This window comes from Bacillus coreaensis (genome assembly GCF_050586445.1).
Lineage (GTDB): Bacteria > Bacillota > Bacilli > Bacillales > Cytobacillaceae > Robertmurraya_A > Robertmurraya_A coreaensis.
This window is the reverse complement of the sequence record NZ_JBOCCY010000002.1, coordinates 383,767-400,385: the sequence shown is the minus strand read 5'-3', so window position 1 is coordinate 400,385 and position 16,619 is coordinate 383,767. Positions and strand designations below refer to the sequence as shown.

General features: G+C 38.0%; 21 protein-coding genes. All 21 read right to left on the bottom strand.

Annotated elements, in window-relative coordinates; translation table 11 throughout:
- Nucleotides 1–14: 14 nt before the first annotated feature.
- A complete protein-coding gene (gene fliP, locus ACQ5H4_RS05215) occupies nt 15–680 on the bottom strand; it encodes a flagellar type III secretion system pore protein FliP (protein ID WP_066053298.1) in 666 nt (221 codons plus the stop codon).
- Nucleotides 677–1,357 (bottom strand): flagellar biosynthetic protein FliO, encoded by a 681-nt coding sequence (locus tag ACQ5H4_RS05210; protein ID WP_430773915.1) that lies wholly within the window; start codon nt 1,355–1,357, stop codon nt 677–679. The genes fliP and ACQ5H4_RS05210 overlap by 4 nt, the downstream gene beginning before the upstream one ends.
- A gap of 25 nt (nt 1,358–1,382) precedes the next feature.
- Entirely contained in the window at nt 1,383–1,745 is a 363-nt protein-coding gene (cheY, locus tag ACQ5H4_RS05205; RefSeq protein ID WP_066053291.1) for a chemotaxis protein CheY, read from the bottom strand.
- A gap of 21 nt (nt 1,746–1,766) precedes the next feature.
- Nucleotides 1,767–3,056, bottom strand: coding sequence for a flagellar motor switch phosphatase FliY (fliY, locus tag ACQ5H4_RS05200; RefSeq protein ID WP_430774055.1), 1,290 nt, complete (start codon nt 3,054–3,056; stop codon nt 1,767–1,769).
- On the bottom strand, nt 3,046–4,044 hold the full coding sequence (fliM, locus tag ACQ5H4_RS05195) for a flagellar motor switch protein FliM (RefSeq protein ID WP_430773914.1): 999 nt from the start codon (nt 4,042–4,044) through the stop codon (nt 3,046–3,048). Before fliM ends, fliY begins: the two co-directional genes overlap by 11 nt.
- Before the next feature lie 39 nt (nt 4,045–4,083).
- Entirely contained in the window at nt 4,084–4,512 is a 429-nt protein-coding gene (gene fliL, locus ACQ5H4_RS05190) for a flagellar basal body-associated protein FliL (RefSeq protein WP_430773913.1), read from the bottom strand.
- On the bottom strand, nt 4,499–4,723 hold the full coding sequence (locus ACQ5H4_RS05185) for a flagellar FlbD family protein (RefSeq protein ID WP_340903205.1): 225 nt from the start codon (nt 4,721–4,723) through the stop codon (nt 4,499–4,501). The genes fliL and ACQ5H4_RS05185 overlap by 14 nt, the downstream gene beginning before the upstream one ends.
- Before the next feature lie 49 nt (nt 4,724–4,772).
- Entirely contained in the window at nt 4,773–5,984 is a 1,212-nt protein-coding gene (locus ACQ5H4_RS05180; protein WP_430773912.1) for a flagellar hook protein FlgE, read from the bottom strand.
- A gap of 79 nt (nt 5,985–6,063) precedes the next feature.
- On the bottom strand, nt 6,064–6,447 hold the full coding sequence (locus ACQ5H4_RS05175; RefSeq protein WP_430773911.1) for a TIGR02530 family flagellar biosynthesis protein: 384 nt from the start codon (nt 6,445–6,447) through the stop codon (nt 6,064–6,066).
- 13 nt (nt 6,448–6,460) lie between these two features.
- Nucleotides 6,461–7,096 carry a flagellar hook assembly protein FlgD gene (gene flgD / locus ACQ5H4_RS05170; protein ID WP_430773910.1) on the bottom strand — a complete coding sequence of 212 codons (636 nt, stop codon included), beginning with the start codon at nt 7,094–7,096 and terminating at the stop codon, nt 6,461–6,463.
- Nucleotides 7,097–7,105: 9 nt separating this feature from the next.
- Entirely contained in the window at nt 7,106–8,311 is a 1,206-nt protein-coding gene (locus ACQ5H4_RS05165; RefSeq protein ID WP_430773909.1) for a flagellar hook-length control protein FliK, read from the bottom strand.
- Between the two features lie 36 nt (nt 8,312–8,347).
- Nucleotides 8,348–8,947: a MotE family protein gene (locus tag ACQ5H4_RS05160; RefSeq protein ID WP_430773908.1), complete on the bottom strand. Its 600-nt coding sequence runs from the start codon at nt 8,945–8,947 to the stop codon at nt 8,348–8,350.
- Nucleotides 8,948–8,955: 8 nt separating this feature from the next.
- A complete protein-coding gene (gene fliJ, locus ACQ5H4_RS05155) occupies nt 8,956–9,399 on the bottom strand; it encodes a flagellar export protein FliJ (protein WP_119707539.1) in 444 nt (147 codons plus the stop codon).
- A 2-nt stretch (nt 9,400–9,401) separates the two neighbouring features.
- Nucleotides 9,402–10,715: a flagellar protein export ATPase FliI gene (gene fliI, locus ACQ5H4_RS05150; protein WP_430774054.1), complete on the bottom strand. Its 1,314-nt coding sequence runs from the start codon at nt 10,713–10,715 to the stop codon at nt 9,402–9,404.
- 1 nt (nt 10,716) lies between these two features.
- Nucleotides 10,717–11,481: a flagellar assembly protein FliH gene (gene fliH / locus ACQ5H4_RS05145; protein ID WP_430773907.1), complete on the bottom strand. Its 765-nt coding sequence runs from the start codon at nt 11,479–11,481 to the stop codon at nt 10,717–10,719.
- Complete coding sequence (gene fliG, locus ACQ5H4_RS05140) at nt 11,474–12,490, bottom strand: flagellar motor switch protein FliG (protein ID WP_340903197.1); 1,017 nt, start codon at nt 12,488–12,490, stop codon at nt 11,474–11,476. Before fliG ends, fliH begins: the two co-directional genes overlap by 8 nt.
- A gap of 15 nt (nt 12,491–12,505) precedes the next feature.
- Nucleotides 12,506–14,101, bottom strand: a complete 1,596-nt coding sequence (gene fliF / locus ACQ5H4_RS05135) for a flagellar basal-body MS-ring/collar protein FliF (RefSeq protein ID WP_430773906.1) — start codon at nt 14,099–14,101, stop codon at nt 12,506–12,508.
- Between the two features lie 66 nt (nt 14,102–14,167).
- Entirely contained in the window at nt 14,168–14,473 is a 306-nt protein-coding gene (gene fliE / locus ACQ5H4_RS05130; protein WP_430773905.1) for a flagellar hook-basal body complex protein FliE, read from the bottom strand.
- Nucleotides 14,474–14,487: 14 nt separating this feature from the next.
- Nucleotides 14,488–14,916, bottom strand: a complete 429-nt coding sequence (gene flgC, locus ACQ5H4_RS05125; RefSeq protein WP_430773904.1) for a flagellar basal body rod protein FlgC — start codon at nt 14,914–14,916, stop codon at nt 14,488–14,490.
- A 2-nt stretch (nt 14,917–14,918) separates the two neighbouring features.
- Entirely contained in the window at nt 14,919–15,311 is a 393-nt protein-coding gene (gene flgB / locus ACQ5H4_RS05120; RefSeq protein ID WP_160545603.1) for a flagellar basal body rod protein FlgB, read from the bottom strand.
- Between the two features lie 407 nt (nt 15,312–15,718).
- Complete coding sequence (gene codY / locus ACQ5H4_RS05115) at nt 15,719–16,498, bottom strand: GTP-sensing pleiotropic transcriptional regulator CodY (protein ID WP_251515732.1); 780 nt, start codon at nt 16,496–16,498, stop codon at nt 15,719–15,721.
- Nucleotides 16,499–16,619: the final 121 nt, after the last annotated feature.

Here is a 16,619-nt window from a genome sequence, read left to right as displayed (position 1 = left end):
ATCCAATCACCTTCTTAGAAGCTATCTAGTAGTGATTTAACCACTAAGTACCAACCGTCTACTAAAACAAATAGCAATATTTTAAATGGCAAAGAAATCATAACCGGTGGAAGCATCATCATACCCATAGACATTAAGACACTTGCAACGATCATATCGATAACTAAAAATGGAATAAATACCATAAAACCGATCTGAAAAGCCGTCTTTATCTCACTGATAGCAAACGCTGGTACAAGTGTCGTTAGAGGAATATCCGCTACGGTTTCTGGTCGCTCCGCCTTTGAATATTCTAGAAATAGAGCTAGATCTTTTTGCCTTGTATGTGCACTCATAAACTCTTTTAATGGTAAAGAAGCTCTTGAATAGGCTTCTTCAAGATTAATTTCTTCGTTAAATAACGGTGTTAACGCTTGATCGTTTACTTCTTGAAAAGTTGGGGCCATGATAAAAAAGCTTAAAAATAAAGCTAATCCAATTAACACTTGATTCGGTGGCATTTGTTGTGTAGCAAGCGCCGTTCTGACAAAGGAAAGAACGATTACAATTCGGACGAAGGAAGTCATCAGAACCAAAATACTAGGAGCCAAAGAAAGAACCGTAAGCATTAACAGTAGCCTTACTGAGGTAGACACATTTTCAGGATCGCTGCCGTTAAAAAACTCCATAAATTCATTCATCGCTTGTCTGACCCTTTCTTTTCCATTTCATCAAGAAGCTTTTTCCTCCCTTTAGAGAGTTCCTCAAGCTGAGCTTTTAACGTAGAGGAAAATGATGATACTTCTTCTCCTCTATTACTTTGTTTCATATTCCGAGTTCTTTCAATTAGCTTTGTCACAATATCGCTTGGTTGAACAAGCTGGTCCATACGATTGTTATAATCTTCAATGATTTGACGTGCTTCTTCCTCATCATCGATCTCTTTTAGAAGCTTTACATCCTCGCCTACTCCAACTACTAACACACGGTTCCCTATTTTCACAATTTGAATGGAACGATTTGTTCCTAACGCTGTTCCACCTAAATTCTCCACAAGTTGATTACTTGAGAAGGACCGACTTCTTTTATTGATAAACTTTAATACTGTATACAATAATGCAATGACAAATATGGTTGCAAAAATCATTTTTAAGAAGTCCCAGAAGGTCAAACCTACAGTTGGTGTATTTTCATTATTATCAGCCGTAGTTTCCTCATTATTTTCTACTTCTTTAAGTTGATCTTCACTACATTTGCTTTCGTCCTCTAAGCAGTCCTTAATACTGTTAAATTGCTCTGCGAAGGCTCCTTGATTGGAGCCCAGCAAAGCAATAAGTACTAGAAGCAACACTTTGAAGAATAACTTTCCTTTTTGCAATGCGCTGCACCTCTAATTTTAATTATTAACCAAGTGTTTTTGAGATTGCTTCAATTACACGATCCGCTTGGAAGGGTTTTACAATAAAGTCCTTTGCTCCAGCTTGGATTGCATCAATAACCATCGCTTGCTGACCCATAGCAGAACACATAATGACCTTTGCATTTGGATTAATTTTCTTAATTTCCTTTAATGCAGTAATTCCATCCATTTCTGGCATCGTGATATCCATTGTCACTAGGTCTGGGCTTGTCTCTTTATATTTCTCAACCGCTTGAGCTCCGTCAGCCGCTTCTCCAACAACTTCATATCCATTCTTCGATAGTATATCCTTTATCATCATTCGCATAAATGCAGCATCGTCAACAATAAGTATTTTATGTGCCATAATAATTTAACCCCCAACTGATTATCTTAGTTTTTTTATTCGATCACTCTGACTAATGATGTCTGTTACACGAACACCAAAGTTTTCATCAATAACAACAACCTCACCTTTTGCAATTAGGCGATTATTTACAAGAATATCCACTGGTTCTCCTGCTAGTTTGTCCAGTTCAATAATCGAACCTGAAGATAACTCAAGGATTTCTTTAACTGATCGCCTTGTTCGACCAAGCTCGACCGTTACCTGAAGAGGAATATCTAACAACATATCAAGGTTTTTAGACTCTGATTGCTGAAGTGGCGGATATTGCTCAAAGCTCGAAAAACTTGCTGGCTGAACATTTGGTTGTGCCCCCAATGACGCATAAGGTGACCCAAAATGCTGTGGCCCTTGTGGATATGCCTGATTTGGTGGCGCTTGGTAAATCCCAGGTGGTGGTACTTGACCCCATTGCTCTTGGGTCGGATGAGTTTGTATAGGTGGTTGCATTTGCCCACCATACCCTCCTTGCATTGGAGGTTGATGCGATACGCTAGGAACTGGTGTAGGCTCTACTAGGTCATTAGCCCCATGAGTATTCGTATCCTCTATTTTACCTGATTCCATCTCATTTGTGGGAGTCGGATTTAACAATTCATCCACTAGCCCTTTTGCAAATTCTAATGGCACCAATTGCATGATACTTGAGTCAATTAATTCTCCCACTTTTAGTCGGAAAGATATCTTTACTAACATATCATCAACAGGAAGTCTATCTGTTCCTTCCCCTTCAAGTACATTTAATATGTCAATCGAAGGTGGTGAAATATCTACCTTTTTACTAAAAATGGTCGACATTGATGTGGCTGAAGATCCCATCATTTGATTCATTGCTTCTTGAACTGCACTTAATTGAATTTCTCCCATTAGATCGGCTGGTTGAATCCCATCTCCACCTAACATTAAATCAGCTATAATCGCTGCATCAGATTGCTGAATAACCAAAAGATTTGTTCCTGAAAATCCTTCTGTATAACTCACTTGTATCGCAACATATGGTTGTGGGAATTCCTCTGCCAGTCTACTTTTTGGTATAACAACAACAGTTGGTGTTGTTATATCTACCTTTTGATTTAGAAGAGTTGATAGTGCTGTTGCTGAACTACCAAACGAAATATTCCCTATTTCCCCAAGAGCATCTTGTTCCATTGAAGAAAGATAGTCTTCCACATTAATGGCCTTTTCTTTCGTATCCATATCATTTTCAGGTTCATCTGTTCCTCTTAGTAGAGCATCTATTTCATCTTGTGAAAGCATGCCATCACTCACCATCATCGTCTCCTCCCTTCAATGTGTCTAATACTTGCACTGCAAGCTTTTTATTTACCTTTCCTGGTTGTGCTAAGAATTTAGGTATATCTCCAACTCTTATGGTTAATGCTCCATCAATTGCTTGATTCAACTCAATTACATCACCTATATCTAACATAAGGAAATCTTGGATGGAAATTTCCGAATGTCCAAGCTCTGCTGAAATAGGTACGTTAGCTGTTTGAATTCTTTTTTCTAAATGAGCAATCTCCTGTGGCTCTCTTTCCTTCTTTTCTGTTTGCATCCAATAGTGGACAGAAAGCTTTGGAATGATTGGTTCTAGCACAACATGAGGAATACAAATATTGATCATTCCCGTTGTTTCCCCTATCACGGTATTTAGAGAGATTACGACGACTGTCTCATTAGGGGATACCATTTGCAGAAATTGCGGATTCACCTCAAACGCAGCTAAATACGGATCAATTTCTGAGATTGTTGACCATGCTTCCTGTAAGTTTTCAAACGATTTTTCAAACGTATTGGACATGATCTTTGTTTCGATTTCTGTTAAATTTTCTACTTTATTGATACTAGACCCTCTTCCACCCATAAGGCGGTCTAACATGGCATAAGCGATATTAGGATTCACTTCCATTAGAATTCTTCCTTCAAGTGGAGGAACCTCGAAAACATTTAAGATTGTCATTTTCGGAATGGAGCGAATGAATTCCTCGTATGGAATTTGGTCTGCTGATGCAACTGATATTTGCACATACGTACGTAACTGAGCCGAGAAGTACGTGGTTAACAAGCGAGCAAAATTTTCGTGTATTCGCGTTAAACTACGGATTTGATCTTTTGAAAATCTTAGTGCTCTTTTAAAGTCATACACACGAACTTTCTTCTCGGATTGCTCCTTTTTTAACTCATCGGCATCCATTTCCCCTGTTGAAAGTGCAGATAAGAGAGCATCTATTTCACTTTGTGAGAGTACTTCACCTGACAAATTTCCTCACCTCCGTTCTTCCTCTCTAAGGTTGTAAACTTACTGGAGGAGAGATTCAGTAATATACACATGCTCTACTTTTCCTTCTTGCATAATCTCAGAAATCTTTGATTTCAAGTCATTCTCGAGCTTTTGCTGACCTTCTTTACCTTTTAAATCTTCAGCTGACTTTTCAGATAGCTCTAAAATAATGATGTTTTTCACCTGAAAATCTCTTTTTTCTAATTCTTCTTTAGCTTCTACACTATCTGTTTGAATTTTGAATGAGATACGAATAAAGTCATTACTAGCTAGATTTGCTGTCATTTGCGGAATATCTACTGATGCTTCTAATACTTCATCAATGGTTAATTCCTTTTCTTTATCTTCCCCAGTTACCTTAAGAATCACTACAACCGCTATGGCACCCACCAGTGTAATTGCGACTAGCAAGATTGCCATAATCATGACTAGCTTATTTTTCTTCATTTTCTTTATCCTCCACCTGAAGCCGTCCTAAAAGGTTGACAGATTGGTAAAACTTCTGTATCGCTTCATAAACTTGATCCTCTGCCTCTTTTACGACATATTTCCGCCCGTTTGAAAGCGTGATGGTCGTATCGGGAAAAGATTCGATTGTTTCTATATAAACAGCATTTAACATGAATGACTTGCCATTTAGACGGGTTACTTTAATCACGGCTATTATTAGGGTTGAGAGTTTAGCTCAACCCTATCCCTCCCTTAGCTTATCGTTTTAGGTTTACAAGCTCTTGTAAGATTTCATCTGAAGTTGTAATAATACGTGTATTTGCTTGGAATCCTCTTTGTGCAGAGATCATTTCAGTAAATTCTTCAGATAAGTCAACATTGGACATTTCTAGTGTTCCAGCTGCGATTGAACCTCTACCTTCACCTGCTACATTAATATTTGCCACACCAGAGTTAATGGACTCTTGGAAAAGGTTTCCTCCAGCTTTTGTTAAACCTGAAGAGTTGCTGAATTTAGCAAGAGCAAGTATACCAAGTGTTCTAACTAGACCGTTTGAATATACACCATTGATTTCACCTAGAGAGCCGATGTTAAAGCTTTCTAGGGCACCTTCTGTGTTACCGTTAGGGTTTACTAGAGCGCTGGTTGATCCTGCTACTTGTGTTAATTCTGAGAAATCTAGGTTAACACCGTTAATTGTAGTTGTTCCAATGGTAATATCAGTAGTTCCATTTTGCGGGTCTACAGTACCTGAACTAAAATCTAGAGTCATTGTAGGTGTATCAAATGTGCCGTCAGCTAATTGAGCTGGCTTATTTACATACACACCCCATTCATTATTTGCTGTCTTGGCAAAATGCACATCGATTCTGTGCGCTTGGCCTGTATTATCTACCACTTGAACTTGCTGTGTAAACGGTGCACCATTGTTCACTGAGTTACTTGCAAGGTTACCAGAAATCGCAATATTACTTGTAGTAATAGGTGGTAAAACAGCATTTACGTTAACTGCCACATCACCAAGCTGATTTGTCGTATTTCCATTTTCATCCACTGTAAATGCTTGCACTTTATACCCATCACCATTTACTAATGTACCATTATCATCTAGATAGAAGTTTCCAGCTCTTGTGTAAAACTGAGCATCTCCTTGATTCACCATAAAGTAGCCATCACCAGAGATCGCTAAGTCAAGTGAGCGACCTGTTGTTTGCAAGCTTGATTGTGTATGAATGGTATCAATCGTTGCTAGTGTTGATCCTAGACCAACTTGTAATGGATTTTTACCACCACGGTTGTCTTGTGCAGCACTTGCTCCAGAAATTGTTTGATTCATTGTGTCTTTAAATGTCACACGACCTTTTTTGAAGCCATACGTATTGACATTTGCAATATTGTTACCAATTACATCTAACTTAGTTTGGAAGTTTTTCATTCCACTAATTCCTGAATACATTGAACGTAGCATTTTTCCGTTTCCCCTTTCATAGTAAGCTACTTCTATCGGTCAGTAGCTTGTTGGCCTCCAATTGGTCCAGCCAAAACATTTATTCTAAAATAATCGTTCCATTTATATTTGTAAAAATTTGTGCAGTTGCTTCCTGCCGATCCATAGCCGTTATCACTGTATTATTCTTTGCACTAATAATAAGGGCTGCATCCTGTAACAATACGAGCGAATCTTTGACACCCATTTTCTTCGCTTCATTTACTTTCTCTTGAATTTGACCCCACTTGGCCTCATCGATTTGAATTCCCCTTTGGGACATTCGTTCTTTTGCATGTTTACTTATCGTTAGTTTTTCTGGTTGTAATGCACCTTGTATATGCTTAGAGAAAGAGTCCGTGCTCGTAGGTTTAGATGTAACCGATCTGAGTTGATGGTTACTAATCGGCTGCGAATGAATCGGTCTAAACATAGACTTGTCCATTCAAACCATTCCTTTACGCTTCTATTTTTGTGATGCTTGTACTTGACACACTCTCTCCATTTTCTAACTGAAATAATGATTTCCCATCTTTAAAGGAAACGGATGTTACCTTGGCTTGTTTTACTTCATTGTTTTCAGAAGAATAAGTAACGGTTTTACCTATCAACATACTTGCTTGTAAAAGCATGGTGTCACCTTTTGTATCGTTGATTTGCGAAATATTACCCGAAGTTAAACTCGTTCCATCCTCTAATAGAAACTCTGCTAGTCCATCAGTAAATTTCAAAGAGACAATTTTCCCAGTTCCTTGTTCAACTTCAGAAGTACTACCATCTTCAGATTCAGTAAGCTTATGCCAACTAACCTCTTTTCCAATAAATTGACTGTATGAAACTAATTGGTTTTGTTCTTGAGCACTAACTAGTGTTTCAATTGATTTGTTCATATTGGTCATTTGCTCAAGACTTGTAAAAGTGGCCATTTGTGCTATAAAGTCTTTATCCTGCATTGGATTTAAAGGATCTTGATTCTGCAACTGAGTCATTAATATTTTTAAAAACTCATCTTTTCCTAGGTTACTAGAGCCCGTTTGCCTTTGTGCAGTTTGATAGTTTGATAGTAAAAGAGATGAATTAATCGTGTTTGCCATTTGTTTCACCTACACTTCCGTATTTAAGAGTGCTTCTTCAAAGGATGAGATAAAATCTTGATCAGATGTTTGCTCTTCCTTTCGTTCAGCTTGTTCCTGTCTTGCCTGTTCTTGTTCACTATCTCGGTTTAAAAATCGCTCTTGACCTGCTGTTTGCTGAGATATCTCGACACGTTCAACCTGAATGTTTTGAGTATTAAAGGCTTGTTTCAATTGACTTAGTTGCCCTTCAATCGCTTCCTTTGCCGCCTGCGTTGATGTGACAATTTTCGCAACCATAACAGAATCCTGTTGAATAATCTCAATTCGTAACGAACCTAAATGACCTGGATTTAGCTGTAGAAACAATCTTTGAACACCATTTACATTTGAAAATTGACTTCTAGCTAAAATACTTTCAAACTGCTTTATTAATTGTTCCGTTTGCACTTGCTTTGTACCAGTTGAAAGAGTTAGCGTCAATTGTTCCGGTCTTGATATCTGCATAAATTGAACAGAACCAGAAATCATCTCTGTTTTTGATGAGTTTGTACTGGTTGATTCTTCTTTTGCAGAGGAATTCGTTAAAATACCTGAAAAAGTTTGCTTTAAAAAGGCTAATCTGGAAGCAGCTTGGTCACTTTTTAACAAATTTCCCTCAAGGATGCTTGTTAACTTTGCACTTAACGACTTAAAATCAATTTTGCTAGATTCCTCATTTAAAGAATCTTGATTTTTCGCCATAAGTTCATAAAGCTTTGCCGACTTTATCAGCTTTAACGAGTCTTTATCTAGAACGCTATGGAGCTGGCTCACCGTTAAATTACTCATTTTCTCTATGACTTGAAGCAGTTTGGCTAAATCACTTTGACCTTCTCCGCCTTCAATCTGAAGCTTCTCCATTACGTTAGACAACAGATTTTGAAATTGGATATGACTCATACCTAAATAATTCTCAATCATCGTAAGTAAATCTTCGTTACTATTTGAAATCAATTGATCTAGCAACTGTAAACCGTCTTCCACATCTAAGAGATCATCCTTAGATAATAAGGCTAAAAGGTCTTTTACTTCGGTAGCAGTTAGTTTCAATTCCGCGTTATCATTCGAAGTCTCTTCTGCAGAAGCAGTAACTGATTGGAGAAGCTTTGAGAAGGATGATGTCTCTTGGCTCGTAGAAACCTTGTTCAACTGTGAAGCAAGCTTTTGCGTGAAACCTAGGCTCTCGATTTGCATGTTTTCATTTTCACCTCCTTCGAATGAAATAAAAGGTTACTGTTCGTTGCTTTCAGCTGTTAGAAGCTCTGTATATTTTGCAGCATCCTCTGCTGTCATATTTTCCATAATCGCAGCAAGTTGATCTGATTTAATGGTTGTTAGTATTTTTAGTGCTTCTTGTTCACTCATAGCTGTAATAATTGGTGCAGCCTTTTTCGCAGACATCGTTTCATACGTTTTAATAATATCTTTAAACGCTCGCTTGTTTTCCTCTTGAATTGCCAAAAGTTCATCAATTTGTTGCTGTAGTTGTTCTTTTTCAAGATTTGACCGCTCTAACTGATCATCTTTACCTTCAATTTCAGATTCCAGTTTTTCAATCTTTGCCTCTCGATCCTTGATCTCACCTTCTAATGCGATTACGCTCTTTTCCCGCTCTTCCTCTGATTGTGTTCCTTCTTCTGTAATTAGTGAGGAAACAAACGGAATCTGTGCACCAAGCTCTTTGGACTTTTCAAATATATTGACCCCAGCAAAGCTTAAAACGACTAACGCAACTGTGACTAAAAACAAGAAGGGAATAAGAAAGACAAAAATGAACATTTGAAATTTATTCGATTTCTTTTCTTCTATTTCTTCGATTTCCTTTGCCATTCTATCACCTAACCTTCTCGATTCATGTACATTTGTATCGAGATATCGTCCATTTGTTTACCTTCAATCACTTTTATATCCTCGGTAAATTTTAAGTAATCCTTTTCACGGATTTTTTCATATTTCTTTACTTCTATATTTTTTTCTAACAATTTTTCCTGAAATAGCAGCATTCTGTTTCTTGCGTTGATCACCATCTTTTGGTAGTGATCAATCATCTTTTCGATATTACTTATAAACTGTTGGTGATGACGAATCTCTTGAATGGATAGTCCTCCATGAAGCCGCTCAGACTGATACACTTCAAGATCCTCTTTCCTTTTTAACAGCTCATATAGCTTTTCAGCCACTTCCTCAAACTTTCTAACTGAATCTTGGTAGATTGAAACAGCTTCATCTTTTTCACGTTCTTTTACAGCGAGGATTTTATGAAACTTGAACTCATATCTCATTATTAGTCACTTCTTCCAAGTAATTCATATAACGATTGGACACCTTCTTCAAAGGATACCCTTTCATCTGTTGCTTGCTTAATAAACGAAATAATTTTAGGGTATGAAGTAATGGCATCATCTATTTCTTTTGAAGAACCTCGCTTATAAGCACCGATATTTATCAAATCTTCAGAATTGATATAAGTGCTTAACAGCTCTCTCAGTTTTTCAGCAGATTTTTTATGGGCTTCAGGTACTATATTGTTCATGATTCTACTCACGCTTTTCAGCACATTAACAGCTGGATACTGGCCTTTATTAGCTAATGATCGATCCAGAACAAAGTGTCCGTCCAATATCCCACGAACGGTATCCGCAATCGGCTCATTCATGTCATCCCCATCGACTAGTACCGTATAAAACGCCGTAATTGATCCATGCCTATTCGTTCCAGTTCTCTCTAATAATCTTGGTAAGATCGCAAAGACAGAAGGTGTATACCCTTTCGTAGTCGGTGGCTCACCAATGGCCAACCCTACTTCCCGCTGTGCCATAGCTACCCTGGTCACTGAGTCCATCATCATCATGACGTTTAACCCCCTGTCACGAAAATACTCAGCGATGGCGGTTGCCGTAAAAGCACCCTTGATTCTCATCAATGCTGGCTGATCAGAAGTTGCGACAATAACGATCGACCTTGCTAAGCCCTCGGGTCCTAAATCTTTTTCAATAAACTCTCGAACCTCTCGACCACGTTCACCAATTAATGCGATCACATTCAAATCAGCATTTGTATTACGCGCGATCATTCCAAGTAATGTACTTTTACCTACACCACTCCCGGCAAATATTCCTACACGCTGACCCATACCAACTGTTAGAAGACTATCGATTAATCGAACTCCTACTTCTACAGGTTCTGATATCGGTGGTCTTGTCATTGGATTAGGTGGATCCTGGTCTGTTCCAACCGACCCAAGGCCTTTTGGAAGTTGACTCCCATCAAGTGGTTGACCTAAAGAATCTAGTACACTGCCGATTAAAGCTGGACCTATCTTCACCTCTAATGGCTTCAATGTTGCCTCTACCAAACAGCCAGGGGAGATTTCATTTAAGCTCGTATACGGCATAAGCAGTATATTCTCATCCTTAAAACCAACAACCTCAGCTTGAATTTTCCGGTTGTTTTTGCCGATATGAATGTAACAAACATCACCGATTGAGCTTTCTGGTCCTTGCGATTCAATCGTTAGACCTACGACACGCTTCACTCTACCATAACGTTTAAACGTTTTAATCTGATCAATTTGTCCCAACAATTCGGCAGCTAGCACTCTATTCACTCTCCAATAGTTCGTAAAGTTTTCTTTTGATTTCATCGAGCTGCTGATCCACACTTGCATCAATTCGACCATTTGCAGATTCTATAATACAGCTCTGTTCTGTTAGCTCACTATCTGGAAAAATATATAGTTCCGTCTCCTTTGGAAAGATTCGAATTAAATCTTCCTTTTGGACAAGTAAAAATTCGTAGTGTGATGGATGAACATGAAGCTGAATTTCACGATATTCTCTTGCTTCTTTTAATGCTTTTTTCACTATCGGTAAAAACTGCTCCGAATCTCCTGTTAGTGTATCAGCTATAATTTTTTCAGCGACCTTAAGGGCAAGAGACAGAATCGTACGTTCGCTTGAATCAATCTTCTTCTCATAGTCGTACTTTGACAAGGTAACCGTTTCCTTCGCTTGCTCTATGATGGCTTGTGCTTCATTATATCCAATCTGTTTTCCTTCTTCATGGCCTTGCATAAAACCTGAAGTTTGGGCTTGTTCAGCCAGCGCTTGTAACTCCAGTTGAAACGATTGTTTCTCTTGCTCCATTTGTTCGCGAATTTGAGCTTCATATTCTCTAGCATCTTGAACGATTCTGTCCGCTTCACTTTGCGCTGCTGCAAGTATTCTCTCTCTCTCTTGGTAACTTAGAAAAGAGGATTCTTCTTCTTTTTCATCGGAGTAATTCTTGATTGCTTTAATCGAAATTACTTTGTTTTCGTTGGTAAATTCTTGTGGAACCCACGTTGATTTAATCAGCCTAGACAATGATATCGTCACCTCCGCCTCGAGCAACCACAATTTCTCCTGCTTCCTCTAAACGACGAATGATGGCAACGATTCTTGACTGTGCTTCCTCTACATCACGAAGACGAACTGGTCCCATAAATTCCATTTCATCCTTAAAGCTTTCAACCATACGTTTGGACATATTCCCAAACACGATGTCCTTGACTTCGTCGCTTGATACTTTTAGAGACAGCTTTAGATCTTCATTATCACAGTCACGAATAATCCTTTGAATGGCACGGCTATCGAGTGTAACAATATCTTCAAATACAAACATTCTTTTCTTAATTTCTTCCGCTAATTCCGGGTCTTGAATTTCGAGTGCATCTAGGATCGTTCTTTCGGTTGCACGGTCGACTCCGTTTAACACTTCCACAACAGCCTCAATACCGCCCGTTTGCGTATAGTCCTGTGTCACAGATGCAGAAAGCTTTCGCTCCAAAATTTGCTCAACTTCATTGATAATTTCTGGAGATGTACTATCCATTACCGCAATTCTTCTTGCAATATCAGCTTGAACTTCCTGAGGAAGCTCAGATAAAATTTGACCTGCTTGGGCCGAATCCAAATAAGATAAAATAAGTGCAATAGTCTGTGGATGTTCATTTTGTATAAAATTAAAAATTTGTCCTGGATCAGCTTTCCTAGCAAAGTCAAAAGGTCGAACTTGAAGGGATGAAGTTAAACGGTTAATGATAACAGCTGCCTGTTCAGTCCCAAGCGCTTTTTCAAGAACCGTTTTTGCATATCCGATACCACCTTGTGATATATAATCCTGTGCTAGAGCGATATTATGAAATTCCTCTAAAATCTCTTCTTTAGCGGTAGATTCCACTTTCTTTACTCCAGAAATTTCTAACGTTAATTTTTCTATCTCTTCTTCACTTAAGTGTTTATATACTGATGCAGACACATCCGGCCCAAGTGAAATGAGAAGAATGGCTGCTTTTTGTTTACCTGTTAATTCCTTTTGATCTCTTTTTGCCACCTTCACTCACTCCTCCTAGTCTTCAGCAATCCATGAACGCAATAGTTTTGCGAAATCCTCTGGCTTTTCTTTCGCCATTTTTTCTAGCTGTTTCTTTCTCAACGATCCTTCTGTTTCTTCCTTGTCTTCATCAAGGTCACGAATAGAAATAGGTGTGTAATTATCAAATGCCACAGCTTCTTCCACTTGTGACTTCTTCTTTCTTGAACGCATAAATAGAATAATTAACACGATGATAGTAGCTAGAAGGACTCCACCGATCGCGTATATCCACCATGGAATAGAAGCCGTTTGAGTATCTTCAAACTCTACCTTGCCGTTAAATGGTTGAACCGATACTAGAATCTTGTCCTGAATTGCCTCATCCGTTAGTTCTCCATCAACGGTTGTTTTATCTATAGAGGTACGAACGATTGAAGCTAGCATTTGCTTAATATCATCCACACGTTCTTGAGGTAATGTTGTAGGATCATCCGCTGTAGGAGGTTCTACCATTACTTGGATACCTAAGTCTCTAATTTTATAAGGACTCTCAACAATTTCTTTACGAATTTTATTCACTTCATAGTTGATTGTCTCTTCAATTCTTTCATAATCACCAGTTCCAGTTGCACCCTCAAGGTAACCTGTCCCAAGAGAGTCTGCTGCATCTTCAGTCACTGGTTCACCACCAACATCCGCTGCGTCACCAGTAAAGGTTTCTGTGATTTTTTGTGCGCTTGCCGCAATACCTTCCATATTCTCCTCATCTACAGGAGTAACAAGATTTTCTTCACGATTTTCCTGTGTAAAGTCCACATCTGCAGTAACAATCACTGCTACTTTGTCTTGTCCCATTATGGTACCAAGCATACTTTGTACTTGGCGTTGGACATCACGTTCAATCTGTTTTTTGATATCATTTTGAGCAGCAAAAGTAGAACCTGAAGAATTTTCTTCATTATTTAAGTCAAAGTACTCAAAGTTTTGGTTCGTAATGACGATATTATCTGTAGGGAGATTGGGAACACTCTTTGATACTAGATGGTACAACGCTTTGATCTGACTTTCCTCAAATTCATAACCAGGTTTCGTGTTCAGTACAATAGAAGCACTGGCCGCTTCTGATGCATCTGTTACAAAGATCCCTTTCTCTGGAAGATTAATCATAACCTTCGCATCATTAATCCCTTCTATACCCTTCATTAAATTCGCTAACTCTGTTTGCATCGCATCAAGCTTCATCACATTGAACTCATTCTCTGTCATTCCGATTCCAGCATTTTGACTGAAAAACGAATAATCAATGCTTCCTGAATTAGGTATACCTTCCGCTGCAAGCTCAACCTTCAACGTATCAATGCTCTCTTTTGGCACCAATATCGTCGTTCCATTATCAGCAATCTCAGACACGATTCCTCTTGCATCTAAGCTTTCTTTAATAGCCCCTGTTTCAGCTGCGGATAAATTACTATATAAAGGTTCTAAAGTCGTTCTAGTTGCAAAAAACGTTACTAATGAAATCAGTGTCACTAAAGACACTAAACCGCCCACAAAGAACATTTTTTGCTTTTTAGAACGACTTGTCCAATATTCTTTTATTGCATGTAATTGTTTCTGCAATTGGTTCATCACGTTCCTCCGGTTCAGTGTGTCATGCCAAAAGGTTCCTATAGCACCTTTCCAACACAAAAGCTATTAAACTTGCATTCTCATTACTTCTTGATATGCTTCAATTACTTTATTTCTCACTTCAATCGTTGCTGACATGGTGATGCTTGCTTTTTGGCTTGCAATCATCACTTGGTGAAGATCTATATTTTCACCTCTGGCCAATTTTTCTGTCATCACATCTGATTGATTCTGTGCTGAATTAACTTTTTCAATTGAATCCTTTAATACGGACGCAAAACTCTTTTGTGCTTCGTATGGTGTAGTAGATGGAGCAGAAACTGCTGCATTTGATTGAAAAACTTTAGATACAGACGGAATAGATATAGTCATTATTTATTCTCCTTTTATTTACCGATCTCTAATGCTTTCATAAGCATTCCTTTAGATGCATTCATTACAGTCACGTTTGCTTCATAAGATCTAGTCGCGCTAATCAAATCCACCATTTCACGGAGTGGATCAACATTCGGTAGTTCGACGTAGCCATTTTCATCCGCATCAGGATGTTCAGGGTCATACACAAGTTTAAAAGGAGTATCTGTGTCCTCAACAATTTTTGATACTTTCACACCGTTCCCAGCACCTGTCGTTTGTTTTGACATAGCCTGACTCATAAACGAAGAAAAGTTTCCCTCCTTCGGTTGAAGCACAACTGATTTCCTTCTGTAACCCGCTGTGTCTACGTTAGCCATATTAGAAGAGATAACATCCATGCGCAATCTTTGTGCGGTTAAAGCAGAAGCAGAAGTATTGATGCTATGGAAAATCGACATGATTATCTTCCTCCTTTTATGACAGTTTGTAGCGAGTTAAACTTTCCGCTAATTCGTTCGATCATGGCATTATAATAAATTTGATTGGTTGCAAGGTCTGACATTTCTTTATCAATATCCACATTGTTTCCCGTGTGGTTGTATGATGTAGTACGATCCGTAGATATCGTTACTCCCGCTTGTCCTGAGCTTTGAATGGCCATATGCTTGCTGTTCGTTTGTTTCCCCGTCACAGTCGATATCGCATCATTAAGTTCTGACTTAAAGCTAACATTTTTAGCCTTATACCCTGGAGTATCAGCGTTAGATATATTTTGTGCTATCACTTTTTGTTTTGTAGAAGAATAATTCAACGCATTTTCAAGCGTATTAATTGTATTTGAAAAGAGCTTCAAGTTCTCCACCTCATATATAAATATATATATTTTGTTGATTGGTGCAGAAACTTGTAGTTTTACGTCGGATTCTGCAAAACAATCATACTACTAATTTTAATGAATCGCATATAGGATGTCTATCTCAATAAGGGCGAAATACTTAATCTATAAGTCCTATTTTAATCGAATTGACCTATAAGCAAAACACTGAAAAGATTGGAATCATGTACATATTTTTGTCATTTATTCAGTTCGTCAGATCCATTTATCTACTAAGAAAAATGAACTAGTTAGAATGTCTTATATTTGTAATCGTGTATTTAGCATAAGGGAACGCATTTTTATTGTAAAGAAAAAGTAGATTTTTGTCGAAATGTACCATAAAAAAAAACTCCTTATTTCTTATCGAAATAAGGAGTTTTTCATTAGTTTGATTTTAATTTACTTAGTTCAACTAAAAACTTGTCGTTTAGTACTTTAATATATGTTCCTTTCATACCTAAAGAACGTGATTCAATAACACCAGCACTTTCTAGTTTTCTTAGTGCATTAACAATCACAGATCTTGTAATTCCTACACGATCCGCAATTTTTGAAGCAACTAATAACCCTTCTTTTCCACTAAGCTCTTCAAAAATATGCTCAATTGCTTCTAGCTCACTATAAGATAACGAGCTAATTGCCATTTGTACTACTGCTTTGCTTCTAGCTTCTTCTTCAATTTCTTCTGCCTTTTCTCTTAATATCTCCATTCCTACTACTGTTGAGCCATACTCAGCCAGAATTAGGTCATCATCATGGAATTGTTCTTGAGTTCTAGCTAGGATTAATGTCCCTAGTCTTTCTCCTCCGCCGATGATAGGAACGATCGTCGTTAAACCATTTTTAAATAAGTCTTTGTTTTCCACTGGGAATGCTGTGTACTCACTATTTACATCTAAGTTAGGTGAGGTTTCATTGATGTTAAATAGGTTGTTTGTGTACTCTTCAGGGAATTGACGATCTTCAAGCATTTTTTTAATACGCTCGTTTTCAATTTGTTGATTTACCGCAAAGCCTAATAATTTTCCACGGCGACTTACGATAAAAATATTTGCTTCGATCACTTCACTTAGTGTTTCTGACATTTCTTTAAAGTTAACCGGTTTTCCTGCTGCCTTTTGAAGTAAGGCATTAATCTTTCTTGTTTTTGACAGTAAATCCATTTGTTCTTCCTCCTAATTAGCTAAAACCATTGCAGTAGCACTTACTATGAATTCTGCATATGTATTAAATTGTTATGTGTAACATAATATACGTTTGATTCCCCCATCACGAGGGAATCAA